The following is a 19341-nucleotide window of genomic DNA, read 5'->3' on the forward strand; positions in this document are numbered from 1 at the left end:
AAGGCAAGTATAGGGCACTTAACCTACAGCCGGGCGGTTACTTTCTCATTCGCTGCAATTTCATCCAAGCGGGACGCGGCGCAGAGTCCAGCGACGATAACGGCGGAGCCGCCGGCTGCTAAGGGCTCGAGCACGGCGCGGGTGAAGGAAGATTTATCGCTCCATCCGGTAGATAGCAGCCGCTCGGCGCCGCCGGGCGGGGTCACCAATTCCGGCAGGGGCTGGGTTTCACCAAAGTACTGATCGCCATAAAAACGGACGGTGGGGCCGAAGTCGATGGCACCGGTGGGCAGATCCCCGCCGGATTCAACGATGCCGCGGCCAAAGGGGTCGTCGCTGATGAGCACGATATCGGCTTGCGGCTGGCGCTCTTGGGCGGCGAGGTAGCGGGAGGGGGAGGTAAAGACGACATCGGCAAGCGCGGCCGATTCACCAAAATCAAAGGTGGGCCCGGCGGCGAGGGCGCCTAAGGCAATGACGGCAGCCTGCCACGAGGTGGGCACGTCGATGGCGATGGTGGAATCAGGCTCCAAGTCGAGCTCTTCTTCCAACATATTGGCGATCTTGGCCGCCCAGTTATCGAGCGTCTGGGCGGAAAAATCCATGCGCGCGCCGGTGGATTCGTTATAAACAGTCAGCCGTGGGGTGGCGGCATCGGCGTTTAAAAGATGGGCGAGTAGTTCCATACCCGCCCATCGTAGGCCAGCCTGCTTAGTTCACGCAGCGCGGACCGTCGCCACCAGCGTCGATTTCAGGCGCAACCTTGTTGGCGCCGAAGTCGTTGCCCGGGGTTCCCACCAGGTCGGTATCTTCTTCGGCCGCGGATTCCTCGGCGCTGGCTTCCTCATCGGAGGGGCCCTGGTAGTCATCGGTGGCCACGACGAGCAAGGTATTGTCATCGAGCTGCGGGTTTTCTACCACTGGCAGGCCACCGAGCTTTTCCGCCAGCTTCTTGGCATCTTCGCTCTCGGGGTCCGCGGCCACGACCTGAGACTCAGAGTAGATGCCGGGCTGGGCATTGGCGGAGCGCTCGACGGTATAGCCGGTGTTTTCCAGCCAGGTGCCGATGCCGGCGGCCAAGCCATCGATATTGCCGGCATTGAGGACGTGGACCTCGTTATCGGAGTTGATATCGGAATCGTGCTCCGCTGCGTTTTCGGCGTTTTCCTCCTTGTGGGCCGCGTCTTCTTCGGCTTCCTCGTGCGACATGGCCAGATCCTCCATGAAGCGGTGGACCTCATTGGTATCGATGGTGACGATGGATTCGCCGTAATCGCCGCGGCCATCGATGGAGGTCACCGGGATGGTGGTGAAGGTGACATTGCCGCCGGCCAGGCCTGCTAGCTGGGTGACAAAGCCCATGATGTCCCAGCCGTCATCGATGACCACGGAGCGCTCCACGGCCTTCGCAATCTTGGAGAGCTTGGACGGGCTGGTCAGCGTGTCATTATCGAGCACCTTCTTCACCAGCGAGGCCATATACGCCTGCTGGCGCACGATGCGGTCAAGGTCACCGCGCGGCAGGTTATAGCGCTGGCGTACGAAGGTCAGCGCCTGCGCGCCATCGAGGGTCTGGATGCCCTTGTGGAAATTGGCGCCGGACATCTCGTCCTCAACATCCTCGTTGAGGCACACCTCGACGCCACCGACGGCATCAGTAAGCAGCGTAAAGCCGAGCAAGCCCACCTCGGCGTAGTGGTCAATGGACACTCCGGTCAGGGAGTGCACCATCTTGAGCAAGCCTTCGCGGCCGGCTTCCACGCCGCGCTTTTCGATGTCCTTATCCGAATACGGTTTCTTCTCGCCCTGCGCCTCCGCCTTGGCGTTTTCCTGCTGGAGCTCCTGGACCTTGTCGTTTTTGTGCGAGGCGTAGACGGCATTGATCTTCATATTGCCGTAGTCCGGATCGTTGACATAGGTATCGCGCGGAATGGAGACCGCGGTAGCGCGCGAGCCGTCTTCCGGAATGCGCACGAGCATGATGGTGTCGGTATTTTCCTCACCCTCGGCAACGCCGGCGTGGAGATCCGCCAGCTCCTTTTCGGAGAGGGGGTTGCCCTGGGCATCGGTGCGCGAGTCCTTGCCCACGAGCAAGATATCGGCGGCGCCGTCCAAGGAAGGATCGGATAAACCATCCTCGCCCAAAGATAAGTCCGAGGCGGAGGACATGCCCGTATCCAGGCGCCCCACCGTGGCGTAGCCCACGCCGGAGACAGCCAGGATGAGGGCAGAAATAACAGCCACGATGGTTTTGGTGGCCGTGGAACCCTTTTGCTTAACCGCGCTAGCGGCAGAGGGCGCGGGTTGGATATTGCGCGCCCGGCGAGTGTTCTCAGAAGTCACAAGTGAAGGCTTTCTACTTTCCGGGGATCTGGAGACAGTTTAGGGGAGATCTCGCCAAAATTAGGGATCCGTGACCAGTTTCGCGTGTTTGAAACAGTGTCTGTCTCCGGACACAGCCTCTGGCGTGACTAAACTTGGGGCCCATTGTGACTACTGAAACTACAGCTCCGCTCGCCATTATCACCGTGACCTATAACCCCGGTGAGTACTTGGCGCGATTTATAGGCTCCCTGCCGGACGCCAGCGCTCAAGGCGCCCAGGTGGTGCTGGCGGATAATGGCTCGACCGACGGCATCCCCGAAGCCGCTGCAGCGGAAAGGGAAGGCGTGGACTTCCTCGATACCGGCGGCAATATTGGCTACGGCGCTGGCATGAACGCCGGTGCTCGGTGGGTGCGCGAGAACCGGCGCGTAGACGAAGAGTTCTTCCTTATCTCTAACCCGGATGTCACCTTTAGTGAAGATGCCATTGACCAGATGATTGCGTGCGCGCGCCGCTGGCCGGATGCCGCGGCGGTTGGCCCGCGCATCGTGGAACCGGACGGCAGCAACTACCCATCCGCCCGGTCTGTGCCGAATATATCCACCGGCATCGGCCACGCGCTGTTTTCTAACCTGTGGCCTTCTAATCCTTGGACGCGCACCTACCGCAACGATGCCGATATGTCCGTCCAGCGCCCCGCCGGGTGGTTATCCGGATCCTGCCTCTTGGTGCGTTGGGACGCCTTTGATGCCATCGGCGGTTTTGATGAGCGCTACTTCATGTACTTGGAAGACGTGGACTTGGGCGATCGCTTCGCGCGCGCCGGGTATCAAAACATTTTCTGCCCAGAAGCCGTCATCAGCCATGCCAAGGGGCATTCCACCCAGGCGCACGCCGGGGCGATGCTGCGCGCGCACCACAGCTCTGCGTACCGCTTTCAGGCGGACCGCCACCCGGCGTGGTGGCAGGCCCCGCTGCGCGCAGCGTTGTGGCTGGGATTGCGGGTGCGGGGAGCGGTAACGGCCGCTCGCGCTAGTACCGCCAAAGATTCGGACGCCTGAAGCGCGTGCCGTTGACCTGGTTTCTGGCCGCGGCCGCATACACTGACCTTCGAAAAACCTCAGAATAAGATTGTCTGCATACAAAGGATGACTATGACTGAAGCAGCCACCACCCACGGTGCCACCACCGATGCAGTGATTTTGGTGGGCGGGCGCGGAACTCGCCTGCGCCCACTGACCATTGGTACGCCCAAGCCCATGCTGCCGACGGCGAACTACCCGTTCCTGCAGCACCTGCTCGCCCGCATCAAGGCCGCGGGCATTGAGCACGTGGTGATGTCCACCTCGTACAAGGCAGAGGTTTTCGAGGAATACTTTGGCGATGGCTCCGAGCTCGGCCTGGACATCGAATACGTGGTGGAAGAAACCGCGCTGGGCACCGGCGGCGGCATTCGCAACGTCTATGCCAAGCTGCGCAATGACACCGTCATGGTCTTCAACGGCGATGTTCTTTCCGGCATGGATCTTGAGGGCATTTTGACCACGCACCACAACAAGGGTGCGGATGTCACCATGCACCTGCTCAACGTGGCGGATCCGCGCGCCTTTGGCTGCGTGCCCACGGATTCTGAGGGCCGGGTCACGGCCTTTTTGGAAAAGACCGAGGATCCACCAACCAATCAGATCAACGCCGGTTGCTACGTCTTTGACCGCTCCGTCATCGAATCTATCCCGGCAGACCGCGTGGTCTCGGTCGAGCGTGAGACCTTCCCGGGCTTGCTTGCCGATGCCCGCCTGGTCGTCGGCCACGTCGATAACTCCTACTGGCGCGATATGGGCCGCCCCGATGACTTCACTCGCGGCTCCTCCGACTTGGTGCGCGGCATCGCGCCATCGCCGCTGCTGGAAGGCCGCACCGGTGAATCCCTCGTGGAATCCTCGGCCGGCATTGCCGGCGGCGTGCTGCTGCTGTCTGGCACCGCGGTGGGCCGCGGATCCGAGGTGGGCGCCGGCTCCCGCCTTGAAGGAACCGTGGTCTTTGATGGCGTGCGCATCGAACCAGGCGCCATCATCCACAACTCCATCATTGCCTCGGGCGCACACATCGGTGCCAACGCGGTCATCGAAAACTGCGTCATCGGCGAAGGTGCCCACGTTGGCGCCCGCTGCGAGCTCGTGGACGGCATGCGGGTCTTTCCTGGTGTGACCATCCCCGATGCCGGCATCCGCTTTAGCTCCGACGCCTAAAGCGCCCACCACCTACCCCTCCGCACCGCTTGCAGCTCGGCCGCGAGCGCGGTGCGGAGGGCTTTGTGCTCCCCGCCCGGCCGAGATTTTGGGAGACACGCCGATACTTCCTGAAAATTGTTGACAGAAAAACCGGGCACCACTATATCTAGTACCCCCTACCTATACCCCCGGATGGCACCGGATGTTACTAATGTGACGGATGGGGATCGTGTGCAGCGTTTTTGCGATAAAGCGCAGAAAAGGCACTAATTCAGGTTGACGATATTTAGTGATCCGGTGTGAAATTACATCAGTGCAAGAAACGGCGACCGACACACCCGTTTTACGGATTGGCTCGCGGATTGACGGCGATTCAGTCGTACTTCAGCCTCGTGTACAGTCGGTTGCACTGATTAGGATTACCCAACCTCGGAGAAAGGAAAAGGCGTGGACAAAATGGCTAATAACAACGCCATTCTCCGTGGCGGTGCTGCTGCAGAGGTATCGCTCGATGAACTCTTCGGTGCCGTCGAGCAGGAGTGGCAGGATCAAGCGTTGTGCGCGCAGACGGATCCAGAGGCATTCTTTCCCGAAAAGGGAGGTTCCACCCGTGAGGCAAAGCGTATCTGCCAAGCCTGCGCGGTGCGCGATGAGTGCCTGGAATACGCGCTGGAGCACGATGAACGCTTCGGAATTTGGGGCGGGCTTTCGGACCGCGAACGCCGCCGCCTCAAGCGCGAGATTGGTTAATTAAGTTGTGTGTGCTCTAGCCCTTGGCTGCGCCCCATGTGGTGCTGTCAAGGGCTAGAGTTTTCTTTAGCGCGACTATGCTTTCCTACCAGCTATAGCGTGGGTCTACCTCCTCTGGGGCGAGGTTTAAGTAATTGGCCACCAGGGCGGTAATGACCGTGCCGAGGAGCTCCGCGCGCTCGGCGGCGGTGACGGCACGCTGCTCAATGGGCATGCGGAAGATGACGAGGCGGGCGCGGGTAGGGCTGCCGGAAGAGTCGACTCCGGCGGGCACGATGCGGCCGAGCGGCACGGGACCATCGGCAATGATTTCATCCGGCAGCACCGTCATATCCGCCGAAAGGCGCATGCGCGGGATGGTATCTACTGCAAGGTCGAGCCCGCGCAATTGCGGGGCGAAGGCGTGCTGAATGGGGGCGTAGGCCTCGAGGACAGCGGCATCGAAAAGCTCGCGGGCGCTGCGGTAGCGCGGGGTTTGCTGCGGCAGCAGGGGCCCGTGCAGGCCGCGCCCGTGGCGGTCACGGGCGGGTCGGATATGCGGGCGGGGGCGAGCGGCGGTCATGGCGTTGATTCTAAAGCTCGGTGGCGGCGCAATAAGTGCAGCCACGCCGGGGAAGTACTATCTAAATCTCAACCAAGGGTTTAGACTAATGCGCGTGACTGAATCTCGCCATTGCTCCCGCCCAGGCTGCGGCCGACCCGCCGTGGCGACGTTGACCTACGCATATGCGGATCAGACCGCTGTGGTTGGCCCGCTGGCAGAAGAGGATAACCCGCACAGCTGGGATCTCTGCAGCACTCACCGCGACCGCATCTCCGCGCCGGTGGGGTGGGAGCTGGTGCGAGTAGACCGCATCGAGCTCGACGAGGATGACGACCTTATGGCCCTGGCCCAGGCGGTCAAGGAAGAAGGCAGGGTTACTACGGGGCTTGTCGATGACCGCAGCGCCGGCTCCGGGGCAGATCCCATCGATTACGCCGCCACCTTCGATGGCGCTGATCCCGCCAATTCCAACCACCCGGTATTTCGCACCCGCCGCGTGGCCTATGCCAAAAAGGCCCGCCGCGCTCACCTGTCCGTCGTCCCCGATGCGAACAGCGAGGACAGTTCCAGCTCCGCCGCGGAGCAAGACACGGCGACCGAGTCCGAGTCCGACTAAGCGCGGGTTGAGCACAGCGCCTGAAAAGCCCCGCGCTAGTTAGCTGCAGACACGGAAGGAGCACTGCGCTAGTTGCCCGCAGGCAGGGAGTATTATTGCGAGGTATGCGAACTCGTGAGCATCTTGATGCAGTGATTAAGGCCTATGACGTCCGTGGCGTGGTGGGCGAAGATATCGATGAAGACTTTGTGCGCGATACTGGCGCCGCCTTCGCCGCGATCCTGCGCGAAGAAGGCGAAAACACCGTGGCCGTCGGCCACGACATGCGCCCGTCTTCACCCGCGTTGGCGCAAGCCTTTGCTGAAGGCGTGGTGAGCCAAGGCCTCCACGTGACGCTTCTGGGGCTTACCTCCACCGATGAGCTCTACTATGCCGCGGGTTCTATGGAGTGCGCGGGTGCGATGTTTACCGCCTCCCACAACCCGGCGAAGTACAACGGCATCAAGCTCTGCCGCGCCGGTGCCGTCCCCGTGGGGCAGCAGACTGGGTTGGAAGAAATCAAGCAGATGCTTATCGATGGCACCCCAAACTACGACGGCCCCCATGGTGCCATCGCAGAGCAAGAAATCCTGACCGGCTACGCCGATTTCCTGCGCCACCTCGTGCCGCTGGAAGAGTCCAAGCCGCTGGTCGTCGCCGTCGACGCCGCCAATGGTATGGGTGGGCACACCGTCCCGGCCGTCTTCGATGGCCTGCCCTTTGATGTCCGCGATCTCTACTTTGAGCTTGATGGCACCTTCCCCAACCACGAGGCGAACCCGCTGGATCCCAAGAACTTGGAGGATCTGCAGACATTTACCGTAGAGCAAAACGCCGATATCGGCCTTGCCTTCGATGGCGACGCCGACCGTTGCTTCGTGGTGGATGAAAAGGGCCAGCCGGTATCGCCTTCTGCCATCTGCGCGCTGGTGGCCAGCCGCTACTTGGATAAGTTCCCAGGCGCGACCATTATCCACAACCTGATTACCTCCAAGACGGTGCCGGAGCTCATCGCGGAAAAGGGCGGTACCGCCGTGCGCACGCGCGTGGGCCACTCCTTCATTAAGGCCCAAATGGCCGAGCACAAGGCGGCCTTTGGCGGCGAGCACTCAGCGCACTACTACTTCCAAGAATTCTGGAACGCCGATTCCGGCATGTTGGCCGCCATGCACGTGCTGGCCGCGCTGGGGCAGACGGATAAGCCGCTCAGCGAGCTCATGGCGGAATACTCCCGCTACGAGGCATCCGGCGAGATCAACTCCACGGTAGCGGATCAAAAGGCCGCCACCCAGGCCGTGCTCGATGGGCTGGCGGATAAGATCGAATCTGTCGATGAGCTCGATGGCGTCACGGTCGAGCTCAAGGGCACGGACGCGTGGTTTAATGTGCGCGCTTCCAATACCGAGCCGCTGCTACGGCTCAATGTTGAGGCGAAGACCTCCGAAGAGGTCCAGCAGATTGTGGACGAGGTCCTCGCCATCATCAGGCGCTAATTGCTGGAATCACTGAACTACTGCGCGCGGGAGTGGGCCACCATGTCTTCCCACTCCACGTATTTCTTTCGCTCGCGGCCTTCGCGCTCGCCCAGTGCGCGCTCAGCGGCATCGAGGCGTTGCCAATCCTGCCAGGTGAGGTAGTCGACGCCCTTATCCGCGAAGGCCTCGGTGATATCGCCGGCGGTGGGGGAAGGTAGGCTGCCCGCGGCGGCATCATCAAGCAGCATGCCAATGGTTTCGCTGGCATCGGACTTGGTAATGCCAATCAGGCCGACGGGCCCGCGTTTTACCCAGCCGGTGGTATAGAGGCCGGGAACAATGGCACCCTCTTCGTCGATGACGTGGCCGCCGTCATTGTTAATGACGTTCTTCTCTCTATTAAACGGCACGCCGTCCACGGCGTCCGAGCGGTAGCCCGTGGCAAAATAGACCGCTTGCACCGGCCACGTGGTGAATTTACCGGTGCCGCGCACGTTGCCATCGCCGGTCAGCTCGGTGCGCTCCGTTTTAATCCCGCTGACCCGGCCGTTCTCACCGAGGATCTCCACCGGCTGTTCAAAGAGGTGAATCTGCAGCGTATGCGGGGCCTTTTTGGGATCGCGAATGGCATATTGCTCAAGAACCTGGCAGACCAAATCCGTGGACTTGCTGGAAGCGCGCGCCTCTAGCGAGGCCTCATCGTAATCAATATCTTCGGGGGAGACGACCACATTGATGTTGTCCGAGTGGTCGAGCTCTTTGAGCTCTTGCGGGGTGAACTTGGCTTGGGCGGGACCGCGCCGCCCGAAGACGCGCACGGTTTCTGCCTTATTGCGCGCCAGTGAATCGTAGACATTATCGGCGATTTCGGTCACCTTAAGTTCATCGCCCGTCTTGGCCAAGATGCGCGAGACGTCCAGGCCCACGTTGCCCACGCCGATGACGGCGACCTCGCTGGCGGAGAGATCCCACTCGCGCTCAAAACGCGGATTGCCGTCATAGAAGCCTACGAACTCACCGGCGCCGTGCACTCCCTGCAGTTGTGCACCAGGGATATCGCGGTGGCGATCGCCTACCGCACCGGTGGCAAAGATGACAGCATCGTAGTGCTGCTGCAGCTCGTCTACGGTGATATCGCGGCCGATGTGCACGTTGGTAAGCAGGCGAATCTGCTCCGTGTCCAATACGCGGTGCAGGGATTTAATAATGCCTTTAATGCGTGGGTGGTCAGGGGCCACGCCGTAGCGAATGAGGCCGAAGGGGGCGGGCATCTGCTCAATGAGATCGATGTGTACATTGCCACCGGTCTTTTTCACCAAGATATCGGAGGCGTAAATGCCGGCGGGACCGGAACCGATGACGGCTACGTTTAAGGGCTTTTCTGACACGGTAATTTTGCCTTTCTTGTCTGCGTATTCTCCCGCGGTGGGGTGAAGGGAACGACCCTCGATAAATATGCGTAAATAGACCACATAGTCTATTTATCGCGGTTGAGTGCGGGATTTCTCTTAAGAGAGTGAACCGTATGGTCTATTTGCAGACAAGTGGAAGAATTAGATTCTTTATTAAACCTTCTCAAAGTGCAGGTCACAGCTTTGGGAAAAGTGAAAATAAAACAGACCGCTTTGTCTGTAATCTATAGACGAGTAGGTTTCACCTCAACGCTTTGAAAGGGAGGTCTACACCACATTATGGCTACCGCAACAACGACCAAACGCAAGCCACGCGCCAATAAGCCCGAGGGCCAGTGGAAAATTGACGGTAAGGAACCGTTGAATAACGATGAGGCCATCAAGCAGGACGATGGTGGGCTTTCTGCCAAGCAGCGCGTGATAGACATCTACTCCAAGCAGGGATTTTCCTCCATCCCGCCGGAGGATTTAGCACCGCGCTTTAAATGGCTCGGACTATATACGCAGCGCAACCAGAACCTGGGCGGGGAGATGACCGCCAAGCTATCCAACGCGGAGCTGCAAGATGAATACTTCATGATGCGCGTGCGTTTCGATGGCGGCCGCGCCGATCCAGCCAAGCTGCGCGCGGTGGGAGAAATCTCGCGCGATTATGCTCGCTCCACCGCGGACTTTACAGACCGCCAAAATATTCAGCTGCACTGGATCCAGATCGAAGACGTGCCCACCATCTGGGACAAACTCGAATCCGTGGGCCTGGGCACCTTGATGGGCTGCGGCGATGTGCCGCGCGTCATCCTGGGCTCGCCGGTCGCCGGGGTAGCCGAGGATGAAATTATCGATGCCACCCCAGCCATCGAAGAGATTAAGAATAATTACTTACCGCGCGAGGAGTTCCACAACCTTCCCCGCAAGTTCAAAACCGCCATTTCCGGCAATGCGCGCCAGGACGTTACGCACGAAATCCAAGACGTTGCCTTTGTAGGCGTCAACCACCCCGAATATGGCCCCGGTTTCGATTGCTTCGTGGGCGGGGGACTATCCACCAACCCGATGCTCTCGCAGTCTCTAGGCGCGTGGGTGCCACTCGAGCGCGTGCCGGAAGTATGGGCCGGTGTGGTCAGCATCTTCCGCGACTATGGCTTCCGCCGCAACCGCAACCGCGCGCGCTTGAAGTTCTTGGTGGCTAAATGGGGCATCGAAAAGTTCCGCCAGGTCCTCGAGGAGGAATACTTGGACAAGCCGCTTGTCGATGGCATCCCGCTCGAGGTCAATCCCGGGAGCCGCGATCACCTGGGCGTGCACCGGCAAAAGGACGGCAAGTTCTACGTCGGCGTGAAACCCACCGTGGGCCACGCGACGGGCGAGCAGCTCATTGCCATTGCCGATGTCGCAGAAAAATTTGGCATTTCGCGCATCCGTACCACCCCGATGAAGGAATTGCTCTTCCTCGATGTGGAAGAAGACGATATTCCGGCTCTCTCCCGCGCACTGGATGAAACGGGCTTGTATTCCCAGCCCACGGAGTTCCGCCGTGGTGTCATCTCCTGCACCGGACTGGAATTTTGCAAGTTGGCGCACGTGACCACGAAGGCCCGCGCCATCGAATTGGTGGACATTCTTGAAGACACCCTGGGGGATTTGGATGTACCCATTTCCATCGCCTTGAATGGCTGCCCCAATGCGTGCGCGCGTTCCCAGGTATCCGATATCGGGCTTAAAGGCCAGATCGTCACCGATGCCGATGGTAACCGCGTCGAGGGATTCCAGGTCCACTTGGGCGGTGCCCTCGGCCTGTCCCCCGACTGGGGCCGCAAGCTCCGCGGGCACAAGGTCGTGGCCGATGAAGTACCGGACTACGTCATCCGGCTGGTCAATAAGTATAAGGAACAACGCGAAGAAGGCGAGCAGTTTCGCCACTGGGTACTGCGCGCCGAGGAGGAAGATCTGCAGTGAATTTTCGCCGTAAGCCTAATCCCAATCGCAACCACCCCACCTTTTGCCCGTACTGCGCCGGCACCGATCTTTTCCCCGATGAAGAAGACGACTTTGCCTGGAACTGCCAGGAGTGCCTGCGCGTATTTTCGGTCCGCTTCCACGGACAAGACGATGCCCCCGTGGCACCGGCCCCGGCCGTTTCGTCCACCGAAGCTCTGCAGCGCTCCCTAGCCCGCCGCGGACACTCCACGGCTCCAGTGGATTAAGGATGCACCATGACCGCACTCATCACCTTGTCCCACGGCTCGCGCCACCCGGGCGCCGCCGTCGGCATTGAACGGCTCACCCAAGCCGCGGCCGCCGCGATACCAGCTCACCCGGCCTATAGGGCGGCGCACTTGGAGTTCAATACCCCTGATCTCACTTCTGCTGCGCTCGACCTCGCGCGCTGCGGGAAAGATTCGGCCGTAGTGATTCCGCTGCTTTTTACGCAGGGCTACCACCAGCGCGTTGACGTTCCCCGCGTTATCGCTGCGGCTGAAGAAGCCTCAGGCCTGCGCTTGGTGCAAGGCGAGTGCTTAGGCGGAGGGCGCGCCGCACGAGATGCGGACAGGCGGGAAGCAGGGGAAGAGGAACTGGCGGCGGTACTCGCCGCGCGCGCCAGGCCTGGAGATACCCACCACGTCATCTACTCCGTTGGTTCCTCCGATGCTGCGGCCAATGACTCCATCCGCCGGCTCGCCGCTCGGGTATCCCAGCTTACCGGTGTACCCGCCACGGCCGCGTTCGCCACCCGGGGTGGCAGCAACGGCATTCATGCATTGGCAAGGAGCACTGCGCGAATGCGGGTTATCCCGCTCTTTGTAACCGCAGGACTGCTCCTTAAACCACTGTCATCTACTCCCAGCAATGTCACCGTCGATCCCGTTCTTGGTACCGATCTCGCTGGCATCGTTGCTGCCCACTATCACATCGCCCAGGAGGTCGGTGTCCCATGCTAACCCTTATTTTAATCGCCGTGGCCGGTGCGGCCGCCCAGCTTGTCGATGGCGGCATCGGCATGGGCTTCGGCGTCACCTCAACCACCATCCTTCTCCTCGCGGGCCTTGGGCCTGCCCAAGCCTCCGCCGTCGTCCACACAGCCGAGCTAGGAACCACCGCAATGTCTGGCCTGAGCCACGCCCGCTTTGGCAATGTGGATTGGAAAACCGTCTTCCGGCTGGGCGTGCCGGGGGCCATCGCGGCGTTTATCGGCGCCACCGTGCTCTCCAATATCTCCACCGATGCGGCAGCCCCGATTACCGCGCTCATCTTGGTGGCCATCGGCAGCAACCTCATCTGGCGCTTTTCCCGCCCGCGCCGGGCGAAGTTTGTGCAAAGGCGCAGCCATTCCACCCCATTTTTGATCGGGCTCGGTTCCGTTGGCGGCTTCGTTGACTCCACCGGTGGCGGCGGCTGGGGTCCGGTATCGACCTCGACGCTCATGGCGATTGGCCGCGAGCAGCCCCGCCGCATCGTCGGCACGGTAAATACCGCCGAATTCTTGGTCACACTGGGTGCCACCCTCGGCTTCGTCGTTGGATTGTGGCAGGATATCGTCGCCAACCTCTCCGCCGTGCTGGCCCTGCTCATCGGCGGGTCCATCGCCGCCCCGATTGCGGCATGGGTGATTTCCCGGATCGAGCCGGTCGTCCTCGGAGGCCTCGTGGGTACGGCCATCGTGGCTCTCAATATCGGCAAGGTCTTAGGCGGGCTAGAAACCTACTTCGGGCTGACGGTACCGGGCTTCGTCTCCCCGCTGCTCATGGTCCTAGTCCTCGTCGTGGGCATTTCCGCCACCATCCACGGTGCGCGCGCTACCCGGGCAGCCCGCGCGAGGGAGCTGGAGGCCGAAAACGCCGAAACCAAGGCGCACGCGGAATTTCATGCCGCAGGTTTTGCACACAGCGCGGCCGGTGCCTCCAAGGACGTGAGCGCCGTGGAGGAATCCGCACCGCGGGCGGATAAAGCCTAATCCTCGGCCGGGTCGAGGCCGGCAACCTCGCCGATGACATACACAGCGGGGGAGGAGACGTTATTGTCCTCCATCGTCTGCGCAAGGTGTTCTAGATCGCAGCGAAATTCCCGCTGCGTATCCAGGGTGCCCTCCTGAATAATCGCGCACGGCGTCGACCCAGCAAGCCCGCCTTTTTGCAATGCCCTGGCAATCGCCGGGGCATTTTTCACGCCCATGATTATGGACAAGGTCGCACCTGACTGGGCCAGGGCATGCCAATCCACCAGGGACTTCTCGTGGCCTGGAGGCAGATGCCCTGATACGACGGTAAAGCCGTGAACCATTCCGCGCTGGGTGACGGGGATGCCAATGCCCGCGGGCACGGAAACCGCGGAGGTCACCCCTGGGATGACGGTGGTGGGGATAGATGCCTGGGTTAAGGCCTGTACTTCTTCAAAGCCGCGGCCGAACACGAAAGGATCTCCGCCCTTCAGCCGCGCTACCTTCCGGCCGGCTTGAGCGTGCTCGATGAGCAGCTCGTTGATCTTGTCCTGGCTAATGGACTTCTTGTAGGGCAGCTTGGAGACATCGATAAGCTCCTTGGCGGAGATATTGCAGAGCTTATCCAACTGCGCGGCAGGGCCTAGGTGATCGGTCAGGATGACCTCGGCCTCCTGCAAGGCGCGCATGCCGCGAACCGTAATCAGGTCCCACGCGCCAGGGCCGCCACCGATAAGGGATACGGGGTGAATTTGTGCGGACGTCATGCCGCACCATCATAGTGGGAGCCAGACTATGCTTGAGCGATATGGATAACGGTTTCACTGATGGTTCCGCCTATGACACCGAAGCGGTGCGATTTTTTGATGTCGCCCACGAGGGCGCGCAGATTCGTCTGCTCGCCGGGCAAATGGGGCGCTGGGGTGAGATCCTCAACGGGCTCAACCCGCGCTCCCTGGTCATCCTGCCCACCGATGCCATCGCCCGCGAGGCAGCGCACCTCGGCGTCGGCTTGGCCGAACCGCTGCGCATCCCGCTGGTGGTGACGGAATCGCTGCCGCAATACGTGGGCGCGCTCGATATCGTCGTAGCGGTAGGCGAGCCCGCAGAATGCGATTGGGCCTCCCGCGCGCTCATCGCGGCGAGCCAGCGTGGCGCCACCACCATCTTGGTGGGCCCGGCAAGCGGCCCCTTGGTAGAGGATTGCCCGGAAGACACCCTGATTGCCCCCTCGCTTCCCACCGCAGAGGGCTGCTCGCCGGCGCGGTTTATCACGGCCCTGTACGCGCTGTGCAGCATCGTGCATACTTCCCCGCGCGCGGTGCGCGAGGAGCTAGAGGATCTAGCCGCCGCCGTGGACCGCGAGATTGAGCAGCTTTCGCCAGAGCGCGATGATGCCATCAATCCCGGCCGGCAGCTGCGCGAATACGCCGAGGGCGCGCGGATTATCCACTCCTGCGTCATCGATCCCTACGCGTATGCCGAGCGCCGCGAGCGCGTGCACATCGATACCCTGGTCGCCCGCATGGCAGCAACCATCTGGGCCGTGCACGGGTTGCCCGGCACCTTTGTCGAGCCCGCTGACCTGCGCGGCGCACTCGATCGGGGTGCCGAATCCAGTACGGCGCCCGCGCCTGCCGATGACCTTTTCTACGACCCCTTCATCGACGGTGCTGGCGCGGATGCACCTTTGATACCCTTGAAGGTGATTTTCTGGGGGCAGGAAGAGGCGAACCTGCCCAACTCGCTTGCAGTCCGCAGCACCGACCCGGAACCGGGCCTTGGGCATCTTGCCCGCTCACTGCAGCTTATTACGCGGAGTTTTGCCGCGACCGCCTACGAGATTTCTAAAGGATAGAAATAAATGCAATTACTGGAAGGCGCTACCCGCAACTACTCGTGGGGCTCGCGCACCCTCATCCCTGAGCTGCGGGGCGAAGAAGCCGCAGAAAAGCCGGTGGCTGAACTCTGGTTTGGCGCCCACCCGGGCGATCCCTCCACGGTGGATGGCCAGCTTCTCAATGAGGTTATTGCGGCGGATCCAGAAGGCCAGTTGGGCGCTCGAGTCTATAAAGAATACGGCGAGAACCTGCCGTTCCTGCTGAAGATCCTCGCCGCCGAAGATCCGCTGTCTTTGCAGGCCCACCCGTCCAAGGAGCAGGCCGAGGAGGGTTTCGCCCGCGAAAACGAGGCGGGCATTGCCCTGCAGGCTGCAAACCGCAATTACAAGGACGATAACCACAAGCCGGAACTTATCGTGGCTCTTTCAGATTTCTACGCCATGGCCGGTTTCCGTCCCTTGGCACAAACCCGCGAGCTCTTTGCCGCCTTGGAGTGCCCAGAGCTTGAGCGCTACCTAGCTATGCTTGACGATGACCCCGCGGAATCCTCCGAGTCCGCCAACCTCCGCGTGCTTTTCACCACGTGGATTACCATCCCCTCGGCCAAGCGCAAGGAGCTCATTAAGGCCATCGTCGCTGCCGGTGAGCGCCTAATTGCCGCCGATCCGACGGATTGGAAAGCGCGGGTCATGGCCACGGTGATAGACCTTAATGACCGCTATCCTGGCGATATCGGCGTGCTCGGTGCGCTCTTGCTCAACCACATCGAGCTTGCCCCAGGCGAAGCCGTCTACCTCGATGCCGGGCAGCTCCACGCGTATGTCTCCGGCCTGGGCGTAGAAATCATGGCCAATTCCGATAACGTTTTGCGCGGCGGGTTAACCCCGAAATTCGTGGATGTGCCGGAGCTGGTCAAGGTCTTGACCTACGCGGCCGCCACTGAGCCACGGGTGCAGCAAAAGGATAAGCAGTACCAGGACAATGTCCACGGCGCCGAGGCATGGTCCTATCCGGTGCCTATCGATGAGTTTCTGCTCGATCGCGCCGAGCTCGGGCCGGATTCTTCCGTCGATCTCGATTATGACGGCCCCACCATCGCCTTGTGCACCGCTGGTTCCCTCAACCTGCGCAATGCCGCGGGCGAGGAACTAATCCTTTCTCCGGGCCAAGCCGCATGGTTGCCAGCCTCCGAAGGGGTGGTTACCGCCCATGCTCACACTGTAAATGAGGCAAATCCTGAGGGCCCCACGGCGCAATTATTCGTGGCCCGAGTCTAAGGGGCCTTATAACTGTGCCCCCTTGCTGGAAAACCCAGCAAGGGGGCACTTTTAGGTGCTGGCCGCATTTTGGCCGAGGCTAACTCCCTAGTACCAGTTGCGCTAGCCGCATAGAGGACTTAGCGCGCAGCGGAAGATCCTGCGGCAGAGCTTCCCGTTGCCGGGATATCCGTGGGCTCTTGGTTTCCCGCCTGTTCCGTAGCGGCAGGCTTCCCGGTTGCTTCCGGCTCGGCGTGTGATTTATTTTTCGCCTGCGGTGCGCTAGAAGGCGCTCCCGCACCTGCACCGTGTCCCTCTGCGGTGGCGTCAGGAGCCGCTGGGGTGCGCTGCGCGCTCCCCTTGGTATATGACTTTTGTGGGGTCTGCGTCGATGGCGGCTCCGGGGTTTCTGATCCGGCGGGCTCTACCGGTTTTCCGGACTCTCTACCCTGATCACTTTGACCAGGCTTCTCCTCGCCCGGGGCAGGGGATGGAACAGGAGAGCTCGGTGCCGGGGACGACGGTGCTAGGTTATCCGGCTTGCTGGGGTTATCCGGGACCGCCTGCATGGTGCCGGTGCCATTTTGCGGCACCTGCCCGCCCTGGTTGGACGGGGCATTATTAACGGAAGTGCCTGGAGAGTACACATTGTCGGGGCGGTACACCTTGGTAGGGCGGGTGGCCGCGTGGGGATGCGTGACTGCATTGGGCGCCAAGTATGGGTCCGTTGATTCAGGGTGCTGGTGGTCTGATTCACCGGCGCCAGAATTGGCCTCTGCGGGGGCAGAGTTTTCCGTCGAGGGCTTCTTATGCGTCGACGATGAGGTCGATTCTTCAGCGGACGTATTTTTTGGTGCCACGGTAGAGGTAGGGGACTCATTCGCGGCATTGGAGTAACGGGCGCTCGGCGTGCTCATGCGCCACACGCCCACTCCCACGACGACGGCGGCGATAAGGCCGAGCACGATGAAGACGTACACGCGACGTGAATCTGGTTTCATCGTGCCCTCCTTTCTTGGTTGCATAGGGTGGGTAACAAGTTGATAACGAGAGTATCATGTATTGGAATTTCCGCGACAGGCTGCGGATTCCGTGATATGTAAACAACGCAGAGATGAGAAAAGGCAGTGCCTATGCAATCCTTTTCATGCCCGATTTTTCTCCGCCGGAAAAGCGTGTATAAATGGCGCTAAACCCGTCGAAGGAGTGAGAAATGAGCAGCTGGGACGAAGAGATTTTTAGCACCGATCTCAACGTGGATTTTCTAGATGAATTGGCAAACCTCGATGAAGAAGGGGTAATCCGCGCAGTACAGGATGCCTGCGAGGTGGCTCGCAGCAAGAACGATTTAACCGAGGAAGAACAGCTCAACGCCCACGCTGCGGCCACGATCGCCGCCATTTGGGCAGGCGCGCCGTTCAGCGCCAGCGAAACCGTTGAAGACTACCCCTATATTAGGGACTTGGTGGGAACCGTTGACGATACCCTGACCGAAAATGCCCTTGAGATCCTGGATACCGTCGAAGGAGACTACGACGTGGAACCGTTTATCGAGGCACTTTCTTAAAAACCACCTCCCTCGGTGCCGCTGGCGCCGCCTAGGAGCAGAAAGGATTCTGCATATCTCACCATGCTTATAAGCATTGAAGGCATTGACGGCGCCGGAAAAAATACACTTGCGACCGCAGTGCGGGACGCCCTCCAAGTCCCAGTAAAAACCGTTTCCTTTCCGCGTTATGAGACCTCCATCCACGCGCAGCTTGCGCGCGAGGCGCTCTACGGAAAGATGGGCGACCTTACGGATTCGGCCTACGGTATGGCCACGCTTTTCGCCCTCGACCGTTTTGGGATAAAAGAGGAATTGCTGGCGGCGAAGCAAACGCGCGAGGTAGTGATCTTAGACCGCTATGTAGCCTCCAACGCTGCCTATTCCGCAGCCCGGTTGCGCGACGATAGCCTCTTCCAATGGGTCTATGACCTAGAATTTGGCACCTTGGGCCTGCCACAAGCAGACCTGCAGGTGTATGTGGATACGGCGGTGGAGGTGGCATCGGCAAGAGCGCAGTCCCGAGCCGCCAGTGATTCCACCCGCGAGCGCGACCACTATGAACGCGATGGGGGATTGCAGGAGCGCACCGCCGCCGCTTACCGGCGCCTAGTCGAGTCCGGGTGGGGCGGGCGCTGGATCGCCACCGCCGATGCGGATACTATTACGGCAGCAATAAATGACCTTGTAGGAGATTAAAACGTGGCGCCAACGATTTTGGTCGTGGATGATGATCCAGCGATCTCGGAAATGCTGACCATTGTCCTTGAATCTGAGGGACTAAACCCCGTCCCCGTCATGGATGGCAATGATGCCGTTCCTGCCTTCCGCGAGCATGAACCGGATCTCATCCTTTTGGACCTCATGCTGCCGGGCATGAATGGTGTGGATATCTGCCGCACCATCCGGCGCGAGTCCGCGGTGCCCATCGTCATGCTTACCGCCAAGACCGATACCGTGGACGTGGTCTTGGGGCTTGAATCCGGCGCGGATGATTACATCACCAAGCCCTTTAAACCGAAGGAACTCATCGCCCGCATTCGGGCGCGCCTGCGCCGCACCGACTCCGCGGAACCGGAAACCCTTGAGGTCGCTGATCTCATCATCGACGTGCCGGAGCACACGGTGCGCCGTACTGATGGCACCGAATTAAACCTGACCCCGCTGGAGTTCGATCTCCTGCTGGAAATGGCGCGCCACCCAGGGCAGGTGCATACCCGCGAGTCGCTGCTGGAATCCGTCTGGGGCTACCGCAATGCCTCCGATACTCGTTTGGTTAACGTGCACGTGCAGCGCCTGCGCGCCAAGATCGAGCACGATCCGGAAGATCCGCAGATCGTGCTGACCGTGCGCGGCGTGGGGTATAAGACCGGCAAGGCCGGTGCCGGGGAGTAAGGAAAAATCAGAATTCTGGACCGCGTGCGGCGCATTC

20 protein-coding genes are annotated in these 19341 nt (G+C 60.8%); 14 read left to right on the forward strand and 6 right to left on the reverse strand.

From position 1 onward, the window contains the following. Window positions 1-23 precede the first annotated feature (23 nt). Window positions 24-686 carry a TIGR03089 family protein gene (locus MHX65_RS06695; RefSeq protein ID WP_239269393.1) on the reverse strand — a complete coding sequence of 221 codons (663 nt, stop codon included), beginning with the start codon at window positions 684-686 and terminating at the stop codon, window positions 24-26. 25 nt (window positions 687-711) lie between these two features. Then, a complete protein-coding gene (locus tag MHX65_RS06700; protein ID WP_239269394.1) occupies window positions 712-2343 on the reverse strand; it encodes an LCP family protein in 1632 nt (543 codons plus the stop codon). Window positions 2344-2477: 134 nt separating this feature from the next. Between MHX65_RS06700 and MHX65_RS06705 the strand changes: the two genes are divergently transcribed. The 3 genes from MHX65_RS06705 (at window position 2478) to MHX65_RS06715 (ending at window position 5306) form a co-directional block, all read left to right on the forward strand. Continuing rightward, complete coding sequence (locus tag MHX65_RS06705; protein WP_239269395.1) at window positions 2478-3386, forward strand: glycosyltransferase family 2 protein; 909 nt, start codon at window positions 2478-2480, stop codon at window positions 3384-3386. Between the two features lie 93 nt (window positions 3387-3479). Then, entirely contained in the window at window positions 3480-4574 is a 1095-nt protein-coding gene (locus tag MHX65_RS06710; protein ID WP_239269396.1) for a sugar phosphate nucleotidyltransferase, read from the forward strand. Between the two features lie 438 nt (window positions 4575-5012). Further along, the gene (locus tag MHX65_RS06715) at window positions 5013-5306 is read left to right on the forward strand and encodes a WhiB family transcriptional regulator (RefSeq protein WP_005277485.1); all 294 of its coding nucleotides are present in this window, start codon (window positions 5013-5015) and stop codon (window positions 5304-5306) included. A gap of 85 nt (window positions 5307-5391) precedes the next feature. Here the strand turns inward: MHX65_RS06715 and MHX65_RS06720 are convergent, their stop codons facing one another. Next, window positions 5392-5868, reverse strand: a complete 477-nt coding sequence (locus tag MHX65_RS06720; RefSeq protein WP_239269397.1) for a metallopeptidase family protein — start codon at window positions 5866-5868, stop codon at window positions 5392-5394. A gap of 88 nt (window positions 5869-5956) precedes the next feature. On the opposite strand from MHX65_RS06720, the gene MHX65_RS06725 reads away from it, so the two are divergent. After that, a complete protein-coding gene (locus MHX65_RS06725) occupies window positions 5957-6466 on the forward strand; it encodes a DUF3499 domain-containing protein (RefSeq protein ID WP_239269398.1) in 510 nt (169 codons plus the stop codon). A gap of 104 nt (window positions 6467-6570) precedes the next feature. Next, window positions 6571-7938, forward strand: coding sequence for a phosphomannomutase/phosphoglucomutase (locus MHX65_RS06730; protein WP_239269399.1), 1368 nt, complete (start codon window positions 6571-6573; stop codon window positions 7936-7938). Window positions 7939-7955: 17 nt separating this feature from the next. Here MHX65_RS06730 and MHX65_RS06735 read toward each other — a convergent pair whose 3' ends face one another. After that, window positions 7956-9308, reverse strand: a complete 1353-nt coding sequence (locus tag MHX65_RS06735) for an FAD-dependent oxidoreductase (RefSeq protein WP_239269400.1) — start codon at window positions 9306-9308, stop codon at window positions 7956-7958. 303 nt (window positions 9309-9611) lie between these two features. On the opposite strand from MHX65_RS06735, the gene MHX65_RS06740 reads away from it, so the two are divergent. The 4 genes from MHX65_RS06740 to MHX65_RS06755 are packed head-to-tail and all read left to right on the forward strand — an operon-like array spanning window position 9612 to window position 13284. Continuing rightward, window positions 9612-11288, forward strand: coding sequence for a nitrite/sulfite reductase (locus MHX65_RS06740; protein ID WP_239269401.1), 1677 nt, complete (start codon window positions 9612-9614; stop codon window positions 11286-11288). Next, window positions 11285-11536 carry a hypothetical protein gene (locus tag MHX65_RS06745; protein WP_005277497.1) on the forward strand — a complete coding sequence of 84 codons (252 nt, stop codon included), beginning with the start codon at window positions 11285-11287 and terminating at the stop codon, window positions 11534-11536. The genes MHX65_RS06740 and MHX65_RS06745 overlap by 4 nt, the downstream gene beginning before the upstream one ends. Before the next feature lie 9 nt (window positions 11537-11545). Continuing rightward, entirely contained in the window at window positions 11546-12271 is a 726-nt protein-coding gene (locus tag MHX65_RS06750) for a sirohydrochlorin chelatase (protein WP_239269402.1), read from the forward strand. Beyond that, a complete protein-coding gene (locus MHX65_RS06755) occupies window positions 12265-13284 on the forward strand; it encodes a sulfite exporter TauE/SafE family protein (protein WP_239269403.1) in 1020 nt (339 codons plus the stop codon). The genes MHX65_RS06750 and MHX65_RS06755 overlap by 7 nt, the downstream gene beginning before the upstream one ends. Here MHX65_RS06755 and cobA read toward each other — a convergent pair. Beyond that, a complete protein-coding gene (gene cobA, locus MHX65_RS06760; RefSeq protein ID WP_239269404.1) occupies window positions 13281-14033 on the reverse strand; it encodes a uroporphyrinogen-III C-methyltransferase in 753 nt (250 codons plus the stop codon). The two genes, MHX65_RS06755 and cobA, sit on opposite strands and share 4 nt — an antisense overlap. Window positions 14034-14074: 41 nt before the next feature. Here cobA and MHX65_RS06765 point away from each other — a divergent pair, with 41 nt between their 5' ends. Continuing rightward, complete coding sequence (locus MHX65_RS06765) at window positions 14075-15124, forward strand: exopolyphosphatase (protein WP_239269405.1); 1050 nt, start codon at window positions 14075-14077, stop codon at window positions 15122-15124. A 6-nt stretch (window positions 15125-15130) separates the two neighbouring features. Beyond that, a complete protein-coding gene (gene manA / locus MHX65_RS06770) occupies window positions 15131-16384 on the forward strand; it encodes a mannose-6-phosphate isomerase, class I (protein ID WP_239269406.1) in 1254 nt (417 codons plus the stop codon). Window positions 16385-16503: 119 nt separating this feature from the next. On the opposite strand, the gene MHX65_RS06775 is transcribed toward manA, so the two are convergent. Next, entirely contained in the window at window positions 16504-17364 is an 861-nt protein-coding gene (locus tag MHX65_RS06775) for a hypothetical protein (RefSeq protein ID WP_239269407.1), read from the reverse strand. Window positions 17365-17576: 212 nt separating this feature from the next. Here MHX65_RS06775 and MHX65_RS06780 point away from each other — a divergent pair, with 212 nt between their 5' ends. The 3 genes from MHX65_RS06780 (at window position 17577) to mtrA (ending at window position 19304) form a co-directional block, all read left to right on the forward strand. Further along, complete coding sequence (locus MHX65_RS06780; protein WP_239269408.1) at window positions 17577-17930, forward strand: DUF4259 domain-containing protein; 354 nt, start codon at window positions 17577-17579, stop codon at window positions 17928-17930. 63 nt (window positions 17931-17993) lie between these two features. Beyond that, window positions 17994-18608 (forward strand): dTMP kinase, encoded by a 615-nt coding sequence (locus tag MHX65_RS06785; RefSeq protein ID WP_239269409.1) that lies wholly within the window; start codon window positions 17994-17996, stop codon window positions 18606-18608. Between the two features lie 3 nt (window positions 18609-18611). Further along, a complete protein-coding gene (mtrA, locus tag MHX65_RS06790; RefSeq protein WP_005281774.1) occupies window positions 18612-19304 on the forward strand; it encodes an MtrAB system response regulator MtrA in 693 nt (230 codons plus the stop codon). The last annotated feature ends 37 nt before the right edge of the window (window positions 19305-19341 follow it).

The organism is Corynebacterium sp. ACRPS, assembly GCF_022346005.1.
In the GTDB taxonomy this organism is placed as follows: domain Bacteria; phylum Actinomycetota; class Actinomycetes; order Mycobacteriales; family Mycobacteriaceae; genus Corynebacterium.